Annotated in this window: 19 protein-coding genes; 10 read left to right on the plus strand and 9 right to left on the minus strand. The window is 67.2% G+C overall.

Features of this window, described 5'->3' with window-relative positions:
- The first annotated feature begins 42 nt into the window (after positions 1–42).
- The 3 genes from puhE (at position 43) to B6K69_RS03550 (ending at position 2742) form a co-directional block, all read left to right on the plus strand.
- Entirely contained in the window at positions 43–894 is an 852-nt protein-coding gene (gene puhE / locus B6K69_RS03540; protein WP_108642803.1) for a putative photosynthetic complex assembly protein PuhE, read from the plus strand.
- A gap of 3 nt (positions 895–897) precedes the next feature.
- Positions 898–2109 (plus strand): 5-aminolevulinate synthase, encoded by a 1212-nt coding sequence (hemA, locus tag B6K69_RS03545; RefSeq protein WP_108642804.1) that lies wholly within the window; start codon positions 898–900, stop codon positions 2107–2109.
- A gap of 90 nt (positions 2110–2199) precedes the next feature.
- Entirely contained in the window at positions 2200–2742 is a 543-nt protein-coding gene (locus tag B6K69_RS03550; RefSeq protein ID WP_164681874.1) for a c-type cytochrome, read from the plus strand.
- Positions 2743–2804: 62 nt separating this feature from the next.
- Here the strand turns inward: B6K69_RS03550 and B6K69_RS03555 are convergent, their stop codons facing one another.
- The 9 genes from B6K69_RS03555 to B6K69_RS03595 all read right to left on the minus strand — a co-directional run bounded on the left by B6K69_RS03555 (position 2805) and on the right by B6K69_RS03595 (position 15162).
- A complete protein-coding gene (locus B6K69_RS03555; RefSeq protein ID WP_108642805.1) occupies positions 2805–3677 on the minus strand; it encodes a dimethyl sulfoxide reductase anchor subunit family protein in 873 nt (290 codons plus the stop codon).
- Positions 3677–4411 (minus strand): 4Fe-4S dicluster domain-containing protein, encoded by a 735-nt coding sequence (locus tag B6K69_RS03560; protein WP_108642806.1) that lies wholly within the window; start codon positions 4409–4411, stop codon positions 3677–3679. The genes B6K69_RS03555 and B6K69_RS03560 overlap by 1 nt, the downstream gene beginning before the upstream one ends.
- Positions 4408–7239 (minus strand): molybdopterin-dependent oxidoreductase, encoded by a 2832-nt coding sequence (locus B6K69_RS03565; protein WP_108642807.1) that lies wholly within the window; start codon positions 7237–7239, stop codon positions 4408–4410. The genes B6K69_RS03560 and B6K69_RS03565 overlap by 4 nt, the downstream gene beginning before the upstream one ends.
- Positions 7236–8321 carry an acetate/propionate family kinase gene (locus B6K69_RS03570; RefSeq protein WP_108642808.1) on the minus strand — a complete coding sequence of 362 codons (1086 nt, stop codon included), beginning with the start codon at positions 8319–8321 and terminating at the stop codon, positions 7236–7238. The genes B6K69_RS03565 and B6K69_RS03570 overlap by 4 nt, the downstream gene beginning before the upstream one ends.
- Before the next feature lies 1 nt (position 8322).
- The gene (locus tag B6K69_RS03575; RefSeq protein WP_228156796.1) at positions 8323–9072 is read right to left on the minus strand and encodes a sulfite exporter TauE/SafE family protein; all 750 of its coding nucleotides are present in this window, start codon (positions 9070–9072) and stop codon (positions 8323–8325) included.
- Positions 9069–10844: a sulfoacetaldehyde acetyltransferase gene (gene xsc, locus B6K69_RS03580; protein WP_108642809.1), complete on the minus strand. Its 1776-nt coding sequence runs from the start codon at positions 10842–10844 to the stop codon at positions 9069–9071. The genes B6K69_RS03575 and xsc overlap by 4 nt, the downstream gene beginning before the upstream one ends.
- 106 nt (positions 10845–10950) lie before the next feature.
- Positions 10951–12411: a MocR-like pyridoxine biosynthesis transcription factor PdxR gene (pdxR, locus tag B6K69_RS03585; RefSeq protein WP_108642810.1), complete on the minus strand. Its 1461-nt coding sequence runs from the start codon at positions 12409–12411 to the stop codon at positions 10951–10953.
- A gap of 124 nt (positions 12412–12535) precedes the next feature.
- Positions 12536–13915 carry a hypotaurine--pyruvate aminotransferase Tpa gene (gene tpa / locus B6K69_RS03590; RefSeq protein ID WP_108642811.1) on the minus strand — a complete coding sequence of 460 codons (1380 nt, stop codon included), beginning with the start codon at positions 13913–13915 and terminating at the stop codon, positions 12536–12538.
- 233 nt (positions 13916–14148) lie between these two features.
- Positions 14149–15162 carry an NAD-dependent epimerase/dehydratase family protein gene (locus B6K69_RS03595; RefSeq protein WP_108642812.1) on the minus strand — a complete coding sequence of 338 codons (1014 nt, stop codon included), beginning with the start codon at positions 15160–15162 and terminating at the stop codon, positions 14149–14151.
- Positions 15163–15394: 232 nt separating this feature from the next.
- On the opposite strand from B6K69_RS03595, the gene B6K69_RS03600 reads away from it, so the two are divergent.
- From B6K69_RS03600 to B6K69_RS03630, 7 genes are read left to right on the plus strand one after another with little or no spacing between them, the layout of a single operon-like run.
- Positions 15395–15670, plus strand: coding sequence for an STAS domain-containing protein (locus B6K69_RS03600; protein WP_123876525.1), 276 nt, complete (start codon positions 15395–15397; stop codon positions 15668–15670).
- Positions 15667–16041, plus strand: coding sequence for a response regulator (locus B6K69_RS03605; RefSeq protein WP_108642814.1), 375 nt, complete (start codon positions 15667–15669; stop codon positions 16039–16041). Before B6K69_RS03600 ends, B6K69_RS03605 begins: the two co-directional genes overlap by 4 nt.
- A 1-nt stretch (position 16042) precedes the next feature.
- Positions 16043–18220: a chemotaxis protein CheA gene (locus B6K69_RS03610; RefSeq protein WP_108642815.1), complete on the plus strand. Its 2178-nt coding sequence runs from the start codon at positions 16043–16045 to the stop codon at positions 18218–18220.
- Positions 18207–18668, plus strand: a complete 462-nt coding sequence (locus B6K69_RS03615) for a chemotaxis protein CheW (RefSeq protein ID WP_181318297.1) — start codon at positions 18207–18209, stop codon at positions 18666–18668. Before B6K69_RS03610 ends, B6K69_RS03615 begins: the two co-directional genes overlap by 14 nt.
- Complete coding sequence (locus B6K69_RS03620; RefSeq protein ID WP_108642816.1) at positions 18665–19564, plus strand: CheR family methyltransferase; 900 nt, start codon at positions 18665–18667, stop codon at positions 19562–19564. Before B6K69_RS03615 ends, B6K69_RS03620 begins: the two co-directional genes overlap by 4 nt.
- Positions 19561–19947 carry a response regulator gene (locus B6K69_RS03625; RefSeq protein WP_107674455.1) on the plus strand — a complete coding sequence of 129 codons (387 nt, stop codon included), beginning with the start codon at positions 19561–19563 and terminating at the stop codon, positions 19945–19947. Before B6K69_RS03620 ends, B6K69_RS03625 begins: the two co-directional genes overlap by 4 nt.
- Entirely contained in the window at positions 19944–20309 is a 366-nt protein-coding gene (locus B6K69_RS03630; RefSeq protein ID WP_108642817.1) for a hypothetical protein, read from the plus strand. Before B6K69_RS03625 ends, B6K69_RS03630 begins: the two co-directional genes overlap by 4 nt.
- Positions 20310–20336: the final 27 nt, after the last annotated feature.

Below are 20336 nucleotides of genomic sequence, written 5' to 3' on the forward strand. Positions count from 1 at the left end.
TCCTGCCGACCTGTGCGGCTCCTCCTTCTGGGGGGGCCGCACATGACCAATCCTTGGGTTGTCTCGATCACGGCCCTGTTTGTCTGGTGGTTCTCGACCGGCGCGATCCTCTGGCGCGTCCGCCATGCAGACCGGCAAGGCGGTTCGGCGCATCACCTGTCGGTCTTCCTTGGGCTGCCGCTGCTGTTCCTGGGCTATTACGGGCTGAACGCGACGCTGGACGACCAGACCGTGACCGGCGCCTATGTCGCCTTCCTGTCGGCACTGGCGGTCTGGGGCTGGATCGAGCTTGCCTTCCTGTCCGGCGTGATCACCGGGCCGAACACCCGGCCCTGCCCGCCCTTCGCGCCCTTGTGGGAACGCTTCCTGCGGGCCACCGGCACGATCCTGTGGCATGAGATCGCCCTGATCACGGCGCTTCTGTCCATCGTCTGGCTGTCGCAGGGGGCAACCAACATCTTTGGCCTGTGGACCTTTGTCGTGCTGTTCTTCGCGCGGATCTCGGCCAAGCTGAACCTGTTCTTCGGTGTGCCGCGCATCAACACCGAATTCCTGCCGATCCCGCTGGCCCATCTGGCCAGCCACTTCCGCCATGCCTCGATGAACTGGATCTTCCCGATCTCGATCACCGCGCTCAGCTTCGCCATCTCATGCTGGCTGGAACGCGCCATCGCGGCACAGACCGATGCCAGCCTGGTTGGCCATATGCTGCTGGCCGCGCTGACGGCGCTGGCGCTGCTGGAACACTGGTTCATGGTGGTCCCGTTGCCCGATCAGAAGCTCTGGCGCTGGATGCTGCCAGATCCCACCCCTCCTCCGGCCCCGCGCAAGGCAAGGGCACCATCGGCCATGGGCACCACCCCGCCCGAGGCCCTTTCGACAGCAAGGAACTGATACATGGATTTCGACGCCCATTTCGCCGCCCAGCTCGAAGCCCTGAAGTCGGAAGGCAACTACCGCATCTTCGCCGATCTTGAACGGAAATGCGGTTCCTTCCCGCAGGCCGGCTGCCACCGCGAAGGCGGCGTTGCCAATGTCACGGTCTGGTGCTCGAACGATTATCTCGGCATGGGGCAGAACCCGACTGTCGTGCAGGCCATGGTTGACACCGTGCAATCCTGCGGCACCGGCGCCGGCGGCACCCGCAACATCAGCGGCAATACCGTGCATCACCTTGCCCTGGAGGCCGAGCTTGCGGATCTGCACGGCAAGGAAAAGGCGCTCTTGTTCACCAGCGGCTATGTCTCGAACTGGGCTGCCCTGTCCACACTGGGCGCGCGCATCCCCAATGCCGTGATCTTCTCGGACGAAAAGAACCACGCCTCGATGATCGAGGGCGTCCGCCATTCCCGCGCCGACAAGGTGATCTGGAAGCACAACGACTGGCGCGACCTTGACCGCAAGCTGTATGCCGTGGGCGACCGGCCCAAGATCGTGGCCTTCGAATCGGTCTATTCGATGGATGGCGACATCGCCCCGATCCGTGAAATCGTCGAGGTCTGCGAAGCCCATGGCGCGCTGTCCTACATCGACGAGGTTCACGCCGTCGGCATGTATGGCCCGCGCGGTGGCGGCGTCACCGAAGAACGCGGCCTGGCCGACCGGATCGACGTGATCGAAGGCACCTTGGGCAAGGCCTTTGGGGTTGTCGGCGGTTACATCACCGGCAAGGCCGACCTGATCGACTTTGTCCGCAGCTTCGCCAGCGGCTTCATCTTCACCACCGCCCTGCCGCCCGCCGTGGCCGCGGCGGCCACCGCCTCGATCCGGCATCTGAAGGCCAGCACCGCCGAGCGCAGCGCCCAGAAGGCCCGCGTGGCCGAAGTGCGTGCCCGGCTTGACCGCGCCGGCATCCCGCATCTGGCCAACGAAAGCCACATCATCCCGGTGATGATCGGCGACCCGGTGAAATGCCGGATGCTGAGCGACATCCTGATGCGCGACTGGGGAATTTACGTCCAGCCGATCAACTATCCGACCGTACCCAAGGGCACCGAACGGCTGCGTATCACCCCCGGCCCGGCCCATTCCACGGCCGACATCGACCACCTCATGACCGCGCTCACGTCATTGTGGTCAAGGTGTGCAGTCTCTCATGCCGTGGCCTGAGCTAAAATCTGCATCCGCGCCATTCTGACCCATTGCCTTTCCTTTGCAGTGGATCATTTGCTTCGCACAGTCTGTAACTGGAGGACCCCCATGAGACTGACCCTGACTGCCGTCGCCCTAGCCTTCGCCGCGGCGCCCGTCCTTGCACAGGACGCGCCGACCGGTGACGCCGCAGCGGGCGCCAAGGTGTTCAACAAATGCCAGACCTGCCACATGGTCGTGGCCCCCGATGGCACCGTTCTGGCTGGCAAGGCCGGCAAGACCGGGCCGAACCTCTACGGCATCAACGGCCGTCCGGCCGCCAGCTATCCGGACTTCGCCTATGGCGACGGTCTCAAGGAACTGGGCGCCGCGGGCGAAGTCTGGAACGAGGCGGACTTCCTGCAATACGTTGCCGACCCGACCAAGTTCATCAAGACCAAGACCGGCGACACCAAGGCGAAGGGCAAGATGACCTTCAAGCTTCCCAACGAAAAGGAAGCACATGATGTCTGGGCCTTCCTGAACTCGCTGGCGCCCGCCCCGTCGGCGGCTGAAGCTGCTCCGGCGGCCGATGCGGCAGCGGCTCCGGCCGCCGATGCTGCCCCGGCGGCCGAGCCCGCCGCGGAAGGCGCCGCGACCACCAATCCCTGATTTCGGGAACCATCCATGGCGTGCCCCGCAGGTCTGACCTGCGGGGCCGTTTCATTTGGGGCTTACCTCTGCCCGTAATACAGGCCGACCACATGTTCGGCCTCGGCAAAGAACAGCCACCGCGCCGCGAAGGCCCCGGCAAGATGTGACAGCGTTGCCAGCGCCACCGCCAGATGCGCCGGCAGAATGGCCAGCAGCAGCGCCGGCAGCACGCAGGCCAGCACCACCGCAATCACCCGCAGCTTCGCCGAATGACGGCGGCCAACCACATGGATCATCTCGCGCATCAGATAGTTGGGCGAGGTATGGGGCTGTTCGAACACCGAAGGCTTGCCCATCCTGCCCAGCCCCGTCGCGCTGCCCAGCGTTGCCCCCCGCGCCGCAAAGGCACCGTCGCCGCGCAGGAAGCTCCAGACCAGCACCGCCGCCAGCACGGCACACAGCAGACAGGCCAGCGGCAGCCGGACCGAAAGGATCGCGCCCCCGGTGGCGGCAAAGCTCAGGAACAGCAGCACCGTGCCCCAGTGGTTCCAGCGCGGCACCGTGCGCAACTGGGCATAGATCATCGCGGTGCAGACCACCGTCACCACCACCATGGCCGTCCCCACCCAGCCGATCCCGCGTGGCAGACCCAGCCCCAGCACATCCGAAAGCGCCATCGGCGCCAGCACCAGCAACGTGCTGACAGAAGCCCAGCCTTCACGCGACAGCCAGCTTGACCGCCATTGCGAAAACGCCAGCAGCGCCCGCTTCGGATTGCCCAGATGGAAGGTCGAGGCGATCAGCCCTGCCACGGCCAGCCCATAGCCCAGGCCCCAGGTCGCAACCGCCCCCCAGCCGGAAACCGGCAAGGCACCAAGGGCCAGAAAGGCCAGAAAACCGAAGCCCAGGCCTGAAAGCACGGTGAACAGAATGACAGACGGCGCCGGATGCATCAGATCTTTCCCAGAACGCGGTCCAGCCAGCCGGCAAAGCCGGTGGCCTGCACATCGACCAGCGGCGTCAGCGGCCCTGCCTCGACGGCGCCTTTCCTGCGCGGCGGCAAATAGCGGTTCACCGGCTGCGTCTCCATCTCGGGCATCAGGGCATAGCCGCCCCGGTCCGCCACCAGCCGCGACACGGCGCTGTCGGGATCGGACAGATCACCGTAATGCCGCGCCCCGGTCGGACAGGTGCGCACGCAGGCGGGCATCCGGTCCTCTTCGGGCAGATTGTCGTTGTAGATACGGTCCACGCAAAGGGTGCATTTCTTCATCACCCCCGCCGCCGCATCCAGCTCGCGCGCGCCATAGGGGCAGGCCCAGGCACACAGGCCGCAGCCGATACAGGCATCCTCGTTCACCAGAACGATCCCGTCCTCGGCCCGCTTGTAGCTGGCCCCGGTCGGGCAGACGGTGACGCAAGGCGCATTGTCGCAATGCAGGCAGGACCGCGGGAAGTTCACGATCGCCGCCGGCCCCTCATCCGGCGTGACCTGATAGGAATGGACCCGGTTCAGGAACACGCCAGAGGGCGCGGCACCATAGGCGTCCTGATCCGACAGGGGTACGCCATAGCCCTGATCGTTCCAGCCCTTGCAGGCGGTGACGCAGGCCTGACAGCCAACGCAGGTGTCAAGGTCGATCACCAGCCCCAGCTTGCGGTCCACCTTTCCGGGCAGGCAGGTCATGGCCTTCCCTCCGCCGACGGGTCTGAAAATCCTGAAATATTCTGGGCACGTTTCTTCGAAGGCCCTTGCCCGCGCCCGCCACCTGCGCGCGGCGGATCGGGCAGCACGGGGAATTGCGGTTCGGCCATGGCACGCGGCCCGACCCGTTCAATCCGCACCATCTGGTCAAACCAGGCGGCCTGCCCGGTGACCGGGTCCGAGTTCGAAACCCGCCCCTCGCCCGGCAGCACTTCGGAAATCAGATGGTTCAGCAGGAATCCCTCCACCGCTTCGGGCGCATCCTTCGACAGCGCCCAAGCCCCACGCCGCTTGCCGATGGCGTTCCAGGTCCAGACCGTGTGCGGGTTCAGCGCCGCCATATGCGCCACCGGCACCACGATTTCGCCGGTCGGGCTGGTTACGCGGGCATAGTCGCCCTCGGCAAAGCCCTGCGCCTGCCAGATCGCGGTCGGCAGATACAGGAAGTTGCGCCCCCGGATCTGCCGCAGCCAGGCGTTCTGGCTGCCCCAACTGTGATACATGTCCATCGGCCGCTGCGTCAGCGCATGAACCGGATAGCCAGGCGCCTCACCCATGGGGGGATACCAGACCGGCAGCGGCGACATCGCCACCCGCAACCGCGCGCGAAGATGGTCGGGCGGCTGGCGGTCGCCATGGCCTTCGGCGGCAAGCTGGAACCGGCGCAGCGGCTCGGACCAGATGTTGAACAGATAGGGTTGCGGCGTGTCATACAGCCCCAGCGCCACCGCCCAATCCTGATAGGCCGCGTTCCATGGCTTCATGAAGGCCGCTTCGGCCGGCACATGCGCCTGATGGAAGCTGCCGTTTTCAATGTAACGGGCCAGTTGGTCGGGGTTCGGCGTGCCGCGCCCCGTCTCGGCGCCATTGCCGCGGAAGCCCATCAGCGGCCCCACACCGGGCCGTCGCTGATGGTTCACGATGTAATCGGCATAGTCGCGGAACCGTGGCTGGCCATCGTCAGTCACCATCCCCGGCAGACCCAGCCGCGCGCCCAGATCCAGCAGCACTGTCTGGAACCCGCGCACATCCCGGTCTGGCTCCAGCACCGGCCAGCGGATCGAATCCCCCGCCGCATCCGGTTCGGAAATCGGCCGGTCCAGCAGGGAAATGCAGTCGTGCCGCTCCAGATAGGTTGTGTCTGGCAGGATCAGGTCGGCATAGGCGACCATCTCGCTGGCATAGGCATCGGAATAGATGATGCGCGGGATCACATAGTCGTCGCCATCCTTCGCGGTCAGCATCTGCATGACCTGCGCGGTGTTCATCGACGAATTCCACGCCATGTTCGCCATGTACAGGAATAGCGTGTCGATCCGGTAGGGATCGCCCGCCACCGCATTGGCGATGACCATGTGCATCAGCCCATGCGCCGACAGCGGCGCGTCCCAGGTGAACGCCTTGTCGATGCGGACGGGCGTGCCGTCTTCGCGCAACGCAAGGTCGGCGGGGCTGCGGACATAGCCCAGATGCGGCCCGGTCAGCGGCTTGCCCGGCGTGGCCACGAAATGCGGCGTCGGATGCGCCTCGACCGGCTTGGGGTAAGGCGGCTTCAGCCGGTATCCGCCCGGCGCCTCGACCGACCCCAGCACGATCTGCAACAGATGCAGCGCCCGCGCCGTCTGGAACCCGTTGGAATGGGCCGAGATGCCGCGCATGGCGTGGAAACTGACCGGGCGGCCCTGCATCCCCTCATGCCGGTTGCCACGGAAATCGGTCCAGGGCTGCGGGTGGATGAAGGCCTTCTCGAACGCGGCCCGCGCCAGTTCGGCCGCCAGCCCGCGAATCCGCGCGGCCGGGATCCCGCAACGCTCGGCCACAGCCTCGGGCGCGTAGTCCGGTTTCAGGTATTCCTCGGCCATATGCTGGAACACGGTGCGATGCCCGGCCCAGACCGCCCCCAGATCGGGGTCAACGTCCCGACCGTCCCAGGGCGCGGGGTGGCCGCTGTGGCGGTCAATCACGAAGGGCTGGCTTTCGGCGTTCTTCAGGAACAGCCCCTGCTCCGCCCCCTCGGCCCCGTTCACCAGGAACGGCGCATTGGTCCAGCGCGCCAGATACTCCAGATCAACCTTACCCGCCTGCAACAGGCAATGGATCAGCGACAGGATCAGCAGGCCATCGGTGCCCGGGGTGATGCCATACCAGTCATCCGCCACCGCCGAATATCCGGTGCGGATCGGGTTGACGCTGATCACCCGCACCCCGCGCGCCTTGAGCTTGCCGATGCCGATCTTGATCGGATTGCTGTCATGGTCTTCCGCAACGCCGAACAGCACGAACAGTTCCGTCCGCTCCCAATCGGGCTGACCGAACTCCCAGAAGGCGCCGCCAATGGTGTAGATGCCGCCCGCCGCCATGTTCACCGAACAGAAGCCGCCATGCGCGGCATAGTTCGGCGTGCCGAAGGCCTGCGCCCACCAGCCGGTCAGCGATTGGCTCTGGTCGCGCCCGGTGAAGAAGGCCAGCTTCTCGGGCGCCGTCTCGCGCAGCGGCTTCAGCCAGCCGACGGCGGTTTCCAGCGCCTCTTCCCAGCTTATCTCCTCAAACGCGCCCGATCCGCGCGGCCCCACCCGGCGCAAGGGGGCGCGCAGCCGGCTGGGGGCGGTGATCTGCATGATCCCGCTGGCGCCCTTGGCACAAAGCACACCCTTGTTGATCGGGTGGGCACGGTTGCCCTCGATATAGGACACCCGGCCATCCTTCAGATGCACGTTGATGCCGCAGCGGCAGGCGCACATGTAGCAGGTGGTCTGGCGCACCTCGTCCGAGACAGGCGGCGAACGGTCGATCCGCGGTTCAGCCGTCACCCCTCACACTCCCTCACCGTCTGCGCCTCCTGTGCAATCTGCCGTTCCTCGTCAGCCGGCACTGTCCAGATTGCGACATCCGATTTCGCCAAATGCAGGGCCCCCGCGTTCTGCCGGTTGGCATTGGCATCATAGGCCACACCCACCCAGGAAAGCCCGTCCAAAATTCGGCCACGAACGGAAAAATCGTTCTCCCCAACACCGCCGGTGAAGACGATTGTTTCGACTCCACCCATGGCGGCAATCAGGCTGCCAGCATGGCGGATAGCCCAGTAACAGAAATGGTCAATGGCAAAGGCGGCCTCGGGCGTGCCCGCTTCGTGCAGCGCCCGCATGTCGCTGTGCCCCCCCAATGCCAAAAGGCCCGAACGGCGGTTCAGCATCGCCCGCGCCCCGTCAACGCCGTGCCGTTCGGCCAGATCCAGCGCAACCATCGGGTCCAGATTGCCCGGCCTTGTGCCCATGGTCAGCCCCTCGACCGGAGACCACCCCATGGACGAGGCGACCGAGGCGCCGTCAAGGATGGCACAGGCCGACACCCCGTTGCCCAGATGAAACGCCAGCACCCGCCGGGTCAGCGCGCCCCGTGCACGCAGGATGCGCACCAGCGCCGCATAGGACAGGCCGTGAAAGCCAAAACGGCGCAGCCCGCGGGCCCGCTCCTCGGCCGGAATCGCATAGGCGGTTGCCACATCGGGGTTGGTGGCATGGAACGCCGTGTCAAAAGACACATATTGCGGCAGGCCCGGCGCCAACGCTTCAACCGCGCGGATGCCGGTCAGGTTGCCGGGATTGTGCAGCGGCGCCAGGGGCACGCAGGCCTCGATCCCGGCGATCACGGCGGGTGTTACACGCTGCGGCGCGGTCAGCGCCACCCCGCCATGCACCACCCGATGCGCCGCCGCCGTCAGCGCGGCGGGCGCAAGCCCCATCCGGCCCAGCCCTTCGACCATGGCCTCGGCATGGGTGGTGGGACCACCGGCCCCGATACGGTCAACCGTGGCGCGGGCAACATCCCGCAGTCCCGCATCGAACACCACCAGCTTGACCGAGGACGATCCGGCATTGACCACAAGCCACATGTCAAAGCACCGCCTTTCCCAACCCCAGTGCCGCCAGGGCTGCCAGCAGCAGAATGGCAAATCGGCGGAACTCCTGCGGATCGGTGCCGAAGAAATGCCGCCCGCCCAGCCAGTTGGCCACCAGCGTCAACGGCAGCGCCCAGAGCGAGGCCCAAAGCGTATCCCAGCTTACCAGACCGTGCATCCAGTAAAGCGGCGCGGAATACAGGTCGAGCAGCGGGAAATAGGCAATCAACGTGGCCCGGAACACATTGGCCGGCATCGGCTGTGCCGCGAAAAAGGCCGCCACCGGCAGCCCCCCCATGCCCGGCGCATTGGCCAGCCCCGAAATCAGCCCCGCGGCCAGATTACCCGGCGTGCCGCGCACCTCGGACCGCAGGCGCCAGCCCATCAGCAACACCCCACACATCAGCAGGATATAGGCCGAGATCGCCGCCCGCGCCGCCGTCTCGGAAACCGCGGTCAGCGCCCAGAGGCCCAGCGGCAGCCCCACCGCCGCGCCCGCCATCAGCAGACCCGCCCGCCGCCAGTCCACCGCCGGCCCCGCGCCCTTCCAGGCCTGCACCGACATCACGAATTCCAGCAGCACCACCACCGCGACAAAGTTCAGCGGGCTGGTCACCACGCCCGACGCGGCGATGACGATGGCGGAATAGCCAAAGCCGGAATAGCCGCGGATGAAGCCCGCGACAAAGATCGTCGCGGCCATCCACAGCGCCGCGCCAAGGCCCAGGTCAAAGGGCAGCGTCAAACGCCGGCCTGCGGGCGCATGTCGGCCGGGTCGATTCCCGCGACCGAAACCGGCTTCTTCATCGCATCGCGGCGGAACGGCTCGCCCAGTTCCTGATTGATCAGCGCCTCGATCAGCGTGGTCTTGCCCGCCTTCTGGTCGGCAATCGCCTGGGTCAGCGCGGCGCGCAGATCCTCCATGGTGCGGGCAACCACCCCCTGCAACCCGCAGGCCCGTGCGATACCGGCATAGGAAACCTTGCTGTCCAGCTCGGTGCCGACAAAATTGTCATCATACCACAGGGTCGAATTGCGCTTTTCGGCCCCCCACTGGTAATTGCGGAAGACGACCATGGTGATCGCCGGCCACTCAGGCCGCCCGATCGCCGTCAGTTCGGTCACCGCAATGCCAAAGGCCCCGTCGCCGGCAAAGCCCACCACGGGCACATCCGGGCAGGCGATCTTGGCCCCGATGATCGACGGCAGGCCATAGCCGCAGGGGCCGAACAGCCCCGGCGCCAGGTATTTGCGCCCCGCCTCGAACGACGGATAGGCATTGCCGATGGCGCAGTTGTTGCCGATGTCCGACGAAATGATCGCCTCTTTCGGCAGCGCTGACTGGATTGCACGCCAGGCCATGCGGGGCGACATCCACTCGGGCTTGTCGGCGCGGGCACGGGCGTTCCAGGTGGTGCCGGGATCGTCCTCCTCATGGTCCATGCTGGCCAGTTCCTGCGCCCAGCGGCTTTTGGTGGTGGCGATCAGCGCCCGGCGTGCCTCGCGCCCGGCCTCGCCTGCCCCCTCCGACAGCCGCGCCAGCAGCGCCTCGGCCACCTTCTTCGCATCGCCCACGATGCCGACCGAAACCTTCTTGGTCAGGCCAATCCGGGCGGGGTTGATATCTACCTGAATGATCGCCGCCTCTTTCGGCCAGTAGTCGATGCCATAGCCCGGCAAGGTGCTGAACGGGTTCAGCCTTGTGCCCAGGCACAGCACCACATCGGCCTGCGCGATCAGCTCCATCGCCGCCTTGCTGCCGTTATAGCCCAGCGGCCCCGCGAACAGCGGATGGCTGCCGGGGAAAGCGTCGTTATGCTGGTAGCCCACGCAGACAGGCGCCTCCAGCCGCTCGGCCAGCGCCATGCTGGCCGGGATCGCGCCCCCGATCACCACCCCCGCGCCGTTCAGGATCACCGGGAACTTCGCCGAAGACAGCAGCGCCGCCGCCTCGTCCAGCGCCGCCTCGCCGCCCGAGGGCCGCTCGAACTCCACCACACGCGGCAGGTCGATGTCGATCACCTGGGTCCAGAAATCGCGCGGCATGTTGATCTGCGCCGGCGCGCTGGCGCGGCGGGCGTTCAGGATCACCCGGTTCAGCACCTCGGCCACGCGGGACGGATCGCGCACCTCTTCCTGATAGGCGACCATGTCCTTGAACAGCGCCATCTGTTCGACTTCCTGAAAGCCTCCCATGCCGATGGTCTTGTTCGCCGCCTGTGGCGTGACCAGAAGCAGCGGCGTATGATTCCAGTAGGCGGTCTTCACGGCGGTCACGAAATTGGTGATGCCCGGCCCGTTCTGGGCGATCATCATGCTCATCCGGCCCGAGGCCCGGGTATAGCCATCCGCCATCATCCCGCCGCTGCCTTCATGCGCGCAATCCCAGAAGGTGATGCCCGCCTTCGGGAACAGGTCGGAAATCGGCATGAAGGCCGATCCGATGATGCCGAAGGCATGTGCAATGCCGTGCATCTGCAGCACTTTGACGAAGGCTTCTTCGGTGGTCATCTTCATGGGGCGGGTCTCCGGCCGGGCTTTGTGTTGGGCGGCATGCTACACAAAGGCCGATAAGTCCAAGTAGGGCCAGCGCCGCCGCCGTGGCAAGGCCAGATGCGGCGGGTCAGCCCGACCGCGCCAGCGCTCTGGCGATCCGGGCGATGCCGTCGGGAATCCGCGCCGGCGCGATCGAGGAATAGGCCAGCCGGTAGAACCGCCGCTCTTCCCGCGCGGGGTCGAAAAAGCCCCGCCCGGGTTCGATCAGCACCCCGTCCGCGCGCAAGACCTGCGCCAGCGGCTCGGTATCCACGCCTTCGGGCGCGGCCATCCAGAAGCTGGAGCCGCCAAAGCCGCCCTGCCCGGCCACCGTCAGCCCGTGCTCGGCAATGGCATCGTCCATCACCTGCCGGCGGCGGCGAAAGGCGTTGCGCATCCGGTTGATCAGCGCGTCGTAATGCCCTTCCGCCAGGAAATAGGCAACCGTGCGCTGGATATGCCCCGGCGGGTGTTTCAGCACCATCGACCGCAGCGCCCGCGCCTCGGCGATAAAGGCTGGCGGACCGACCAGATAGCCCAGCCGCATCCCTGGAAAAATGGATTTCGAGAAGCTGCCCGCGTAGATCACCCGCCCGCCTTTATCTAATGATTTCAAAGCAGGCGAGACGGGCTTGAGGAAGCTCATCTCGAATTCGTAGTCGTCCTCGACCACCACGAAATCCTCGCGGCTGGCGGCGTCCAGCAGTTGCAGACGGCGGTCCAGCGGCATGGTGGCATTGGTCGGGCACTGGTGGCTGGCCGTGGTAAAGACCACATCCGCCGGCGGCAGGCGCGGTGGCAGCCCCGCCTCATCGACATCGACGCTGGCCACGCCCGCGCCGCTGGTCTGCAAGATGCGGCGCAGGCCCGGATAACAGGGGTTTTCCACCACCGCCTGCCGCCCCGGCCCCAGCAGGACCGTTGCCGCCAGCCACAGCGCGTTCTGCGCGCCCAGCGTCAGCAACACCTCGTCCCCGCGCGCCGCAATACCCCGGCGCGGCAGGATCACCCGCAGGATCTGTTCGATCAGCAGCGGGTCGTCACGTTCGTAGAAGTCACTGGTAAGCGAGGCAAAATCGCGCCGCCCCAGCGCCCGCAACGCACAGGCCCGCCAGTTCTGGTGATCGAAGAGCGTCGGATCGGTCTGGCCGTAGATGAAGGGATAGGGGAACTTCTCCCAATCCTCGGGCCGGTCCACCCCTGCCATGGCGCGGGTGTAGCGGCGGGCCGACAGCGCGCCGTAATCCACCTCTTCCGCCGGGCGTTCGGCGGCTGGAAATTCGGGCGCACGGGGGGCGTTGTCGCTGACGAAATAGCCCGACCTGCCCCGCGCGGTCAGATAGTCCGACGATACAAGATCGGCATAGGCCAGCGTCACGGTGATCCGGCTGACGCCCAGATGTTCAGCCAGCCCGCGCGACGACGGCATCTTCTGCCCAGGCCGAAAGCGCCCGGCCAGGATGCCTTCGGTGACCATGGCGCGGATGCGGCTTTGCAGGGTGCCGGCGGTGCCGCCTGTCAGGAAGAAGGCTTCGACCGGGATCGCCACTCTGGCCTCATCATGCGCTGGAACTGGCGACATGAAGCGGCCCGCGCGGTCGGTTGTCAAGTGAGGCGGCCACGCCCCTGCCGGGGCGCGGCTGTCATGTCGGATCATTCACGCCGCGAAAGGCTCAGCCGAAGACCTTGGTCAGCGCCTTGTCGATGGCGCCGGTGATTTCGTCGATGTCGTCGGCGGTGGCGATCAGCGCCGGCGACAGGCAGAGCGTGTTGTTCAGGCCCGGCAGCGAACGGTTGGTCATGCCGATGATCACGCCCTGCGCGTTGCAGTCGGCCACCACGGCAGCGACCTTCTTTTCGTCCATCGGTTCCTTGGTCTTGCGGTCGGCCACCAGTTCGGCGCCGCAGAACAGGCCCGCCCCGCGCACATCGCCAATGACCTTGTGCTTTTCCATCAGGGCATTGAGGTTGTCGATGGTCCGCTTGCCCATGCGCAGCGTGTTGTCGAGCAGGTTCTCGTCCTCGATGATGCGCATGTTTTCCAGCGCCGCCGCCGGGCCGGAGGTGCAGCCGCCGAAGGTGGAGATGTCGCGGAAATAGCTCAGCGGATCGGCGGCGTCGTTCTTGAACATGTCGAACACCTCCTCGGTCGTGACCGTGCAGGAGATCGCCGCATAGCCCGAGGCGACGCCCTTGGCCATGGTCACGAAATCGGGCTTGATGCCGTAGTTCTGGTAGCCGAACCACACACCCGTGCGGCCCACGCCGCAGACGACTTCATCAATGTGCAGCAGGATGTTGTATTTCTTGCAGATTTCCTGAACCCGCTCCCAATAGCCTTTCGGCGGGACGATCACGCCGCCGCCGGCGGTCACGGGTTCAAGCACGATGGCGCCCACGGTATCGGGGCCTTCGCGCAGGATCACTTCCTCGATCGCATCGGCGGCGCGTTCGCCGTAATTCTCGACATCCCACTGCTTGCGGTATTCCAGGCAGTGCGGGACCATCACGAAACCGTCGGGATAGGGGCCATACTGCATGGCCCGTTCGGCCTGGCCCGAGGTGGCCAGCGCGCCGATGGTGGTGCCGTGGTAATCGCGTTCGCGATAGAGGATCTTCCACTTCTTGCCGCCATGGACGCGGTGCGACAGTTGCCGCACCATCTTGTAGACCTTCTCGTTCGCTTCCGAACCCGAGTTGGAATAATAGACCCGGCTCATTCCCGGCATCTTGGAGATCAGCTTTTCGGCGAAAAGCGCGCCGGGGATCGAGCCGCCGACCCCGGCAAAATAGTTCATCTTCACCAGTTGGTCGCGCACGACATTGGCAATGCTTTCGCGGCCATAGCCGACATTCACCGTCCAGACCGCGCCCGACACGGCATCCAGATATTCCTTGCCGCGCGCATCCCAGACCCGCAGCCCCTTGCCTTCCACGATGACACGCGGATCGGCGGTCTCGAACTGCTTGTGGTTCACGAGGTGGTGCCAGACATGGGCGCGGTCGGCCTCGACCACGCGGCTCATGTCGTTCATTCCGGTGATGCCTTCCATGGCATGATCCTTCCAGATGGAGAAATTCGTTGTGGCGCAGTATCGGAGAAAACCCGGCGACGGCTTAGGTCCAGTCTGCGATCCGGGTTGTGGCCAGACAGGGCAGGCGCGGGCCGGCGCGGCACCGGGCCCCGCGTCTGCGAAAGGTATGCCAAAGGTATGATGCGCGTCTGTGCGGCATATGCCTGTGCGACAGCGGCCCGTGCGGGCGGCAGGCGGGGCCGGTGGGCGGGTTATCGGCCATAATATTCGCGATACCAGGCGACGAAGCTGCGCATCCCGTCGCGGATGCCGGTTGCGGGGGCAAAGCCGGTCAGCCGCCGCAGCAGGCCGGTATCGGCCCAGGTGGCCGGCACGTCGCCCGTCTGCATCGGCAGAAGGTTGCGGATGGCCGGCTTGCCCAGCGCCTCTTCTATGGCGGCCACGAAATCGGTCAGCTTCACCTTGTCGGAATTGCCGATGTTGACGATGCGGAAGGGCGCCTCCCTTGACAGGCTGTCACCATCCGGGATCGCCTGACCCGGCGCGGGCCGGACCGGAACGGTGTCGATCAGGCGGCAGATGGCTTCGACCAGATCATCGACAAAGGTGAAGTCGCGCCACATCTCGCCATGGTTGTAAAGGTCGATGGGGCGGTCGTTCAGGATCGCTTCGACAAAGCGGAACGCGGCCATGTCCGGGCGCCCCCAGGGGCCGTAGACGGTGAAGAAGCGGAACATCGTGGTGGGCAGGTTCCACAGATGGGCATAGGCATGGCCCATCGCTTCGGTCGCCTTCTTGGTGGCGGCGTAGATCGTCAGCGGCCCGTCGGCCTTGTCGGTTTCGCGGAAGGGCATCTCTTCGTTCGCGCCATAGACGGAACTGGTGGATGCCATCAGCAGATGCTGCACCTGATGGCGCCGGGCGGCCTCGATCACGTTGAAGGTGCCAACCACATTCGCGCTGACATAGGAGCGCGGGTTTTCCAGGCTGTAGCGCACCCCGGCCTGCGCCGCGAGGTGCAGGATGACATCGGGACGGAAGGCATCGACCGCGGCATCCAGGGCGGCGGTGTCTTCCAGCATCGCCTGCGTCGCGGCAAAGCCGGGCGTCTGCAGCAGCAGCGCATGGCGGCGCTGTTTCAGCGTGACATCATAATAATCGGTCATGCCGTCAAAGCCGTGCACCTGCCAGCCGCGCGCCAGCAGGCGGCGGGCCAGGTGAAACCCGATGAAGCCGGCGGTTCCGGTGATGAAGGCCTTGCGCATCGGGGTCTCCTACGGCGGTGCGCGCGACGATGGCGGGGGGGCTGTGGCCCGTCAACCCTGCGCGGGGGCGGGCAGATCCGGACAGGTTGAAGGAAATTGGCCGGCGGGGGCAGGCTGCGAAAACCATTCCTTAAACCTCGGGCCGTTACCGATGGGGTCGGGCCGCAGGCTGACCGCGGCCCGCCCTGCCCCGGCCGTGCCCGGGCGAGACCAGACTGAAGGCGTGACCGGAATGATCAATCTTGACCTGCCTGACCGGATCTCTGTCACCGCGGACACCCCGCTTGCCGCCGCTTTGCGCCAGCACCCCGACCGCGCCCTTCGCATCACCGCCACGCGGTTGCGCCGGCTGGAGGTGCCGCTGGTGCAGATGCTGCTGGCGGCGGCGGCCGACCGGCGCCGCCGCGGCATCGGCCTGGTGCTGGCGGGGCTGACGGCGGCGCAGGCCGACCAGCTGGCGGCGCTGGGGGTGACGCCCGCGATGCTGACCATGGAGCGGGCCGAATGACCCTGCGGGTGCTTGCCATCGACGACAGCCGCACCATCCGCAACCTGCTGCGCCGCGCGATGGAAGAGGCCGGGTTTGCCTGCACCACCGCCGAGGATGGCGCAGCGGGCGTGGCATGTTTTGCCAAGGTGGACCCGGATGTGGTGATCACCGACATCAACATGCCCCGGCTGGACGGGTTCGGCGTGATCGACGCCATCCGCAACCAGAGCCACAACCCCACGGTGCCCATTCTGGTGCTGACGACCGAAAGCGCCGACGCGCTGAAGGCGCGGGCCCGGCAGGCCGGCGCCACCGGCTGGATCGTCAAGCCGTTCGAGGATGCCGCCATCGTGTCGGTGGTGCGCAAGGTCACCGGAGCAAGGGGCTGAGATGACAGCGCGAAACGCGATCCGCGACACGTTCTTCGAGGAATGTGAGGAATTGCTGGAGGCGCTGGTCGAAGGGCTGGCGCAGATGGCGGTCGGCGCCGGGGACGGCGAGACGCTGAATGCGGTCTTCCGCGCCGTTCATTCGGTGAAGGGCGGCGCCGGGGCCTTTGCGCTGGAGGCGCTGGTGGGATTTGCCCACCGCTTCGAAACGGTGCTGGACGGCATCCGCGCAGGCCGCATCGCGCTGACGCCCGAGGTGATGCACACGCTGCTGCGGTCGGCCGACCATCTGGCCGAACAGGTTGAGACCGCGCGCGACGACCGCGCCATCGCCCCCGAGGTGACGGCGGGCTTTCTGGCCAATCTCTACGCCATCCTGGGCGAGGATGCGCCCGAAGAACCGGACGGGGCCGGCGATGACCCGTGTTTCGGCTTTGCCGCCGTTGCGCTGGACCTTGGCCCGCTGGGCGCCGGGGCCGGGCTGGGCGCGGACGGGGCCGGATTCGGGGTTGGGTCAAGTGTTGGCCCTGGGGCCGAGGTGATCGGCTTTCCCGGCCCCGGCCCAAGGGAGGCGGCCCCCGGCTGGCGGGTCCGCTTCCGACCCCTGCCCGCGCTTTACGCCCATGGCCACGATCCGGCGGCGCTCTTCGCCGCGCTGGCGGATCTGGGGCCCGTCACGGTGAAGCTTGACCTTTCGGACCTGCCGCCGTGGCAGGGGTTCGATCCCGCCGGCGCCTGGCTGGCCTGGACGATCCGCCTGGCCGGCGCCGTGCCGGAAGCGGCGGTGCGGGAGGTGTTCGATTTCGTGCAGGGCCTGTGCCTGCTGGACATAGCGCCGGACGATCCGCCCGCCGCCCCGCCCGCAGAGCCTGCCGCAGCCCCGCCACTGGCCCCGCCGCCCCGGCGCGAGGCGCGCGCGCCGGAGGACGACCCCGCCGCCGGCCCGAAGCCAACGCTGCGGGTTGATCTGGACCGGGTTGACCGGCTGATCAACGCCGTGGGCGAGCTGATCATCAATCAGGCGATGATCGAGCAAAGCGTGCTGGACCTGACGCTGAGTTCGGAGGCCGAGGTGATCGGCCATGTCGAGGGCTATCGCCTGCTGGCGCGCGACCTGCAGGAAGCGGTTATGGCGATCCGGGCCCAGCCGGTGAAGCCGCTGTTCCAGCGGATGAGCCGCATCCTGCGCGAAGCGGCCGAGGCGACCGGCAAACAGGCGCGGCTGGTGACGCTGGGCGAGGCGACCGAAGTCGACAAGACCGTGATCGAACGGCTGGCCGATCCGCTGACGCACATGATCCGCAACGCGGTGGACCACGGGCTGGAGCCGCCCGCCGCGCGCCTTGCGGCCGGCAAGCCGGCGGAAGGCACGCTGCGACTGTCGGCCGCGCATCGGTCGGGCAGCGTGATCCTGAGCCTGCGCGACGATGGCGCGGGGCTGGACCGCGCCCGCATCCGCGCCAAGGCGCTGGCGCGCGGGCTGATCAGCGCCGAAGCCGATCTGACCGAGGCCGAGATCGACAACCTGCTGTTCCTGCCCGGATTTTCCACCGCCGAGAAGGTTTCAAACCTGTCGGGCCGCGGCGTGGGGCTGGATGTGGTGAAGAACGCCGTCACGGCGCTGGGGGGCCGGGTCGCCATTGCCTCGGTGCCCGGGGAAGGCACCGAATTCACCATCTCGCTGCCGCTGACCCTGGCGGTGATGGATGGCATGGTGATTTCGGTGGCGGGGCAGACCATGGTGATCCCCGTCGCCTCGGTGATCGAGACGCTGCGCCCCGACCCGGCCGATCTGCACGGGCTGGGCCCGCAGGACCGGGTGCTGTCGATCCGCGGGCGATTCCTGCCGGTGATCGACGTGGCGCAGGGGCTGGGCCTGCCCGCCCGCCGCAGTGCCGCGCAGGACGGGGCCGAGGGGCCGCCGCTTCTGCTGCTGGTCGAAACCGAAAGCCAGTCGCATTGCGCGCTGGTTGTCGATGAGGTGCATGACCAGCGTCAGGTGGTCATCAAGGGACTTGAGGCGAATTACGGCGCGATCCCCGGCGTCGCGGCGGCCACCGTGCTGGGCGATGGCCGGATCGCGCTGATCCTGGATGCCGAGGCACTGACCGCCCAGCGCCTGCCGGGCGACCCGGCCGCCCGCCCCCCAAATGCAGGAGTGTCCCATGCAAGCCCTTGATCCCGCGCGTCAGGATGCGGAATTCGTCACCTTCTTCGCGGGCGGGCAAAGTTTCTCGCTGGACATCACGCATGTCCGCGAGATCCGCCGCTGGACCGCCGTCACGCCCTTGCCCCATGCCCCGCAAGAGGTGCTGGGGGTGATGAACCTGCGCGGATCGGTCATTCCGATCTATGATCTTGCGGCGCGTTTCGGGCTGGGCCCTACGCCGGAAAATCCGCGCAACGTGGTGGTGGTGGCGATGATCGGCCCGCAGACCGTGGGGCTGCTGGTCGAGGCGGTGTCGGAAATCCTGTCGGTGGACCGGGCGCAGGTGCAGGACACGCCGGACATCCGCGCGGACAGCACCCGGCAAAGCATCACCGGCGTGATCCCCCTGCAAGACGGCATGACGCGGGTGATCGACCTTGCCGCCGTGATCCAGCCGCGGGGGCGACAGGCGGCATGAACACGCTGGCACAGACCCGCCCCGACCCGCCGCGCGGCCCGGCCGAGCCGGTCTTTACCGACGAGGATTTCGCCTGCATCGCCCGGATCGCGCAGCGCGAATTCGGGCTGAGCCTGCCATCGGCCAAGAAGGATCTGGTGCAATCGCGGCTGATGCGGCGGCTGCGGGCGCTGGGCTGCGCCGATTTCGCGGCCTATTGCGCGCGGGTGGACGGGCCGGACGGGGCGGAGGAGCGCGCCGAGCTGGTGTCGGCGCTGACGACCAATGTCACGCATTTCTTCCGCGAGGCGCATCACTTCCGCCTGCTGGAAGAAATCTGCCTGACGCCGCATCTGCCGGCCCTGCGGGCGGGGCGGCGGTTGCGGCTGTGGTCGGCGGGCTGTTCGGCCGGGCCCGAGCCCTATTCGATGGCGATGACGGTGCTGGCCGCCCTGCCCGATGCGCCGCGGCTGAACCTGCGCATCCTGGCCACCGACATCGACCCCGCCATCCTGGACCGCGCCCGCAGCGCCACCTATGGCAGCGACGAGATCCGCGCGATTCCCGAGCCGCTGCGGCGCGCGCATCTGGAGCCGGCCGGCCCCGACCGCCACCGGATCGTGGCGGGAACGGCGGGGCGGGTGCATTTCGCCGCGCTGAACCTGATGGCGGACTGGCCGCTGCGCGGGCCCTTCGACGCGATCTTCTGCCGCAATGTGGCCATCTATTTCGACAAGCCGACGCAGGAACGCCTGTGGCAGCGGCTGGCGCGGCTGCTGCGGCCCGGGGGCCTGTTGTGCATTGGCCATTCCGAACGCCTGCACGGGCCGGCAACCGGCCTGGTGACCAGCGCCGGCATCACCGCCTACCGCCGCAACGACCCCGCCCACCCCCTTGGCGAAAGGACCGACAGATGAGCCTCAGGGATTCGCTCCGCGTGATGGTGGTGGATGACATGTCGGTCAGCCGGGCGCTGATCTCGCAATCGCTGGAGGAAATCGGCATCCGGCATTTCGTCACCGAATCCGACAGCCGCGCCGCGCTGGGCAAGCTGGCGGCGAACCCGGTGCATCTGGTGATTTCCGACATGAACATGCCGGGCCTGTCCGGGTTGGACCTGCTGGGCGCGTTGCGGCAGCACAAGACCACCCAGCGGATCGGGTTCATCCTGATCACCGGGTCGCCCACGCCCGAGGTGATGAGCCGGGGCCAGCAACTGGGGCTGAACAACCTGATCCGCAAGCCGTTCACCACGGCCACGGTGAAGGCCAGCATCGAGCGCGTGGTGGGGCCGCTGTGACCGGGGCGAAGGAAGAAGCCGGCGATGCCACGCCGCTGGCCCCGCTGCTGGGCCGCACCGCGCAGGAGGTGCGGCGCTGCCGCGATGTGGTGCTGCGGGTGGAACTGGCGGTGCATGGGCTGATCGACGAGGGCGCGATTCGCGACAGGCGGCTGGGGGCCGAGTTGCAGGCGATCGACCTGCTGGACCAGCGGCTGGCCGATCTGGCCGACTGGCTGGCGGCGCTGGCCCGCGCGGCCGGCCCCCTGCACCTGCCCGAGGCCGCGCTGACCGGGCTGGCGGGGCTGCGGCTGGCCGATCTGCGGCAGGCGCTGGCGGGGCAGGACGGGCCGGCGGGCGAGGCCCGGACCGAATTGTTCTGACCCGGGGGAGCGGGCGCATGGGGACCA

Origin of the sequence: Pseudogemmobacter blasticus (genome assembly GCF_003071405.1) — a bacterium.
Lineage (GTDB): Bacteria > Pseudomonadota > Alphaproteobacteria > Rhodobacterales > Rhodobacteraceae > Pseudogemmobacter > Pseudogemmobacter blasticus.

Bases quoted from the DNA above. Each gene is read 5' to 3' on its own strand.
- tpa (WP_108642811.1), bottom strand. From the start codon at position 13,915: ATGGAAGGCATCACCGGAATGAACGACATGAGCCGCGTGGTCGAGGCC.
- puhE (WP_108642803.1), top strand. From the start codon at position 43: ATGACCAATCCTTGGGTTGTCTCGATCACGGCCCTGTTTGTCTGGTGG.
- B6K69_RS03595 (WP_108642812.1), bottom strand. From the start codon at position 15,162: ATGCGCAAGGCCTTCATCACCGGAACCGCCGGCTTCATCGGGTTTCAC.
- B6K69_RS03555 (WP_108642805.1), bottom strand. From the start codon at position 3,677: ATGCATCCGGCGCCGTCTGTCATTCTGTTCACCGTGCTTTCAGGCCTG.
- B6K69_RS03610 (WP_108642815.1), top strand. From the start codon at position 16,043: ATGACAGCGCGAAACGCGATCCGCGACACGTTCTTCGAGGAATGTGAG.
- xsc (WP_108642809.1), bottom strand. From the start codon at position 10,844: ATGAAGATGACCACCGAAGAAGCCTTCGTCAAAGTGCTGCAGATGCAC.
- B6K69_RS03625 (WP_107674455.1), top strand. From the start codon at position 19,561: ATGAGCCTCAGGGATTCGCTCCGCGTGATGGTGGTGGATGACATGTCG.
- B6K69_RS03570 (WP_108642808.1), bottom strand. From the start codon at position 8,321: ATGTGGCTTGTGGTCAATGCCGGATCGTCCTCGGTCAAGCTGGTGGTG.
- B6K69_RS03615 (WP_181318297.1), top strand. From the start codon at position 18,207: ATGCAAGCCCTTGATCCCGCGCGTCAGGATGCGGAATTCGTCACCTTC.
- B6K69_RS03605 (WP_108642814.1), top strand. From the start codon at position 15,667: ATGACCCTGCGGGTGCTTGCCATCGACGACAGCCGCACCATCCGCAAC.
- B6K69_RS03620 (WP_108642816.1), top strand. From the start codon at position 18,665: ATGAACACGCTGGCACAGACCCGCCCCGACCCGCCGCGCGGCCCGGCC.
- B6K69_RS03550 (WP_164681874.1), top strand. From the start codon at position 2,200: ATGAGACTGACCCTGACTGCCGTCGCCCTAGCCTTCGCCGCGGCGCCC.
- hemA (WP_108642804.1), top strand. From the start codon at position 898: ATGGATTTCGACGCCCATTTCGCCGCCCAGCTCGAAGCCCTGAAGTCG.
- B6K69_RS03560 (WP_108642806.1), bottom strand. From the start codon at position 4,411: ATGACCTGCCTGCCCGGAAAGGTGGACCGCAAGCTGGGGCTGGTGATC.
- B6K69_RS03600 (WP_123876525.1), top strand. From the start codon at position 15,395: ATGATCAATCTTGACCTGCCTGACCGGATCTCTGTCACCGCGGACACC.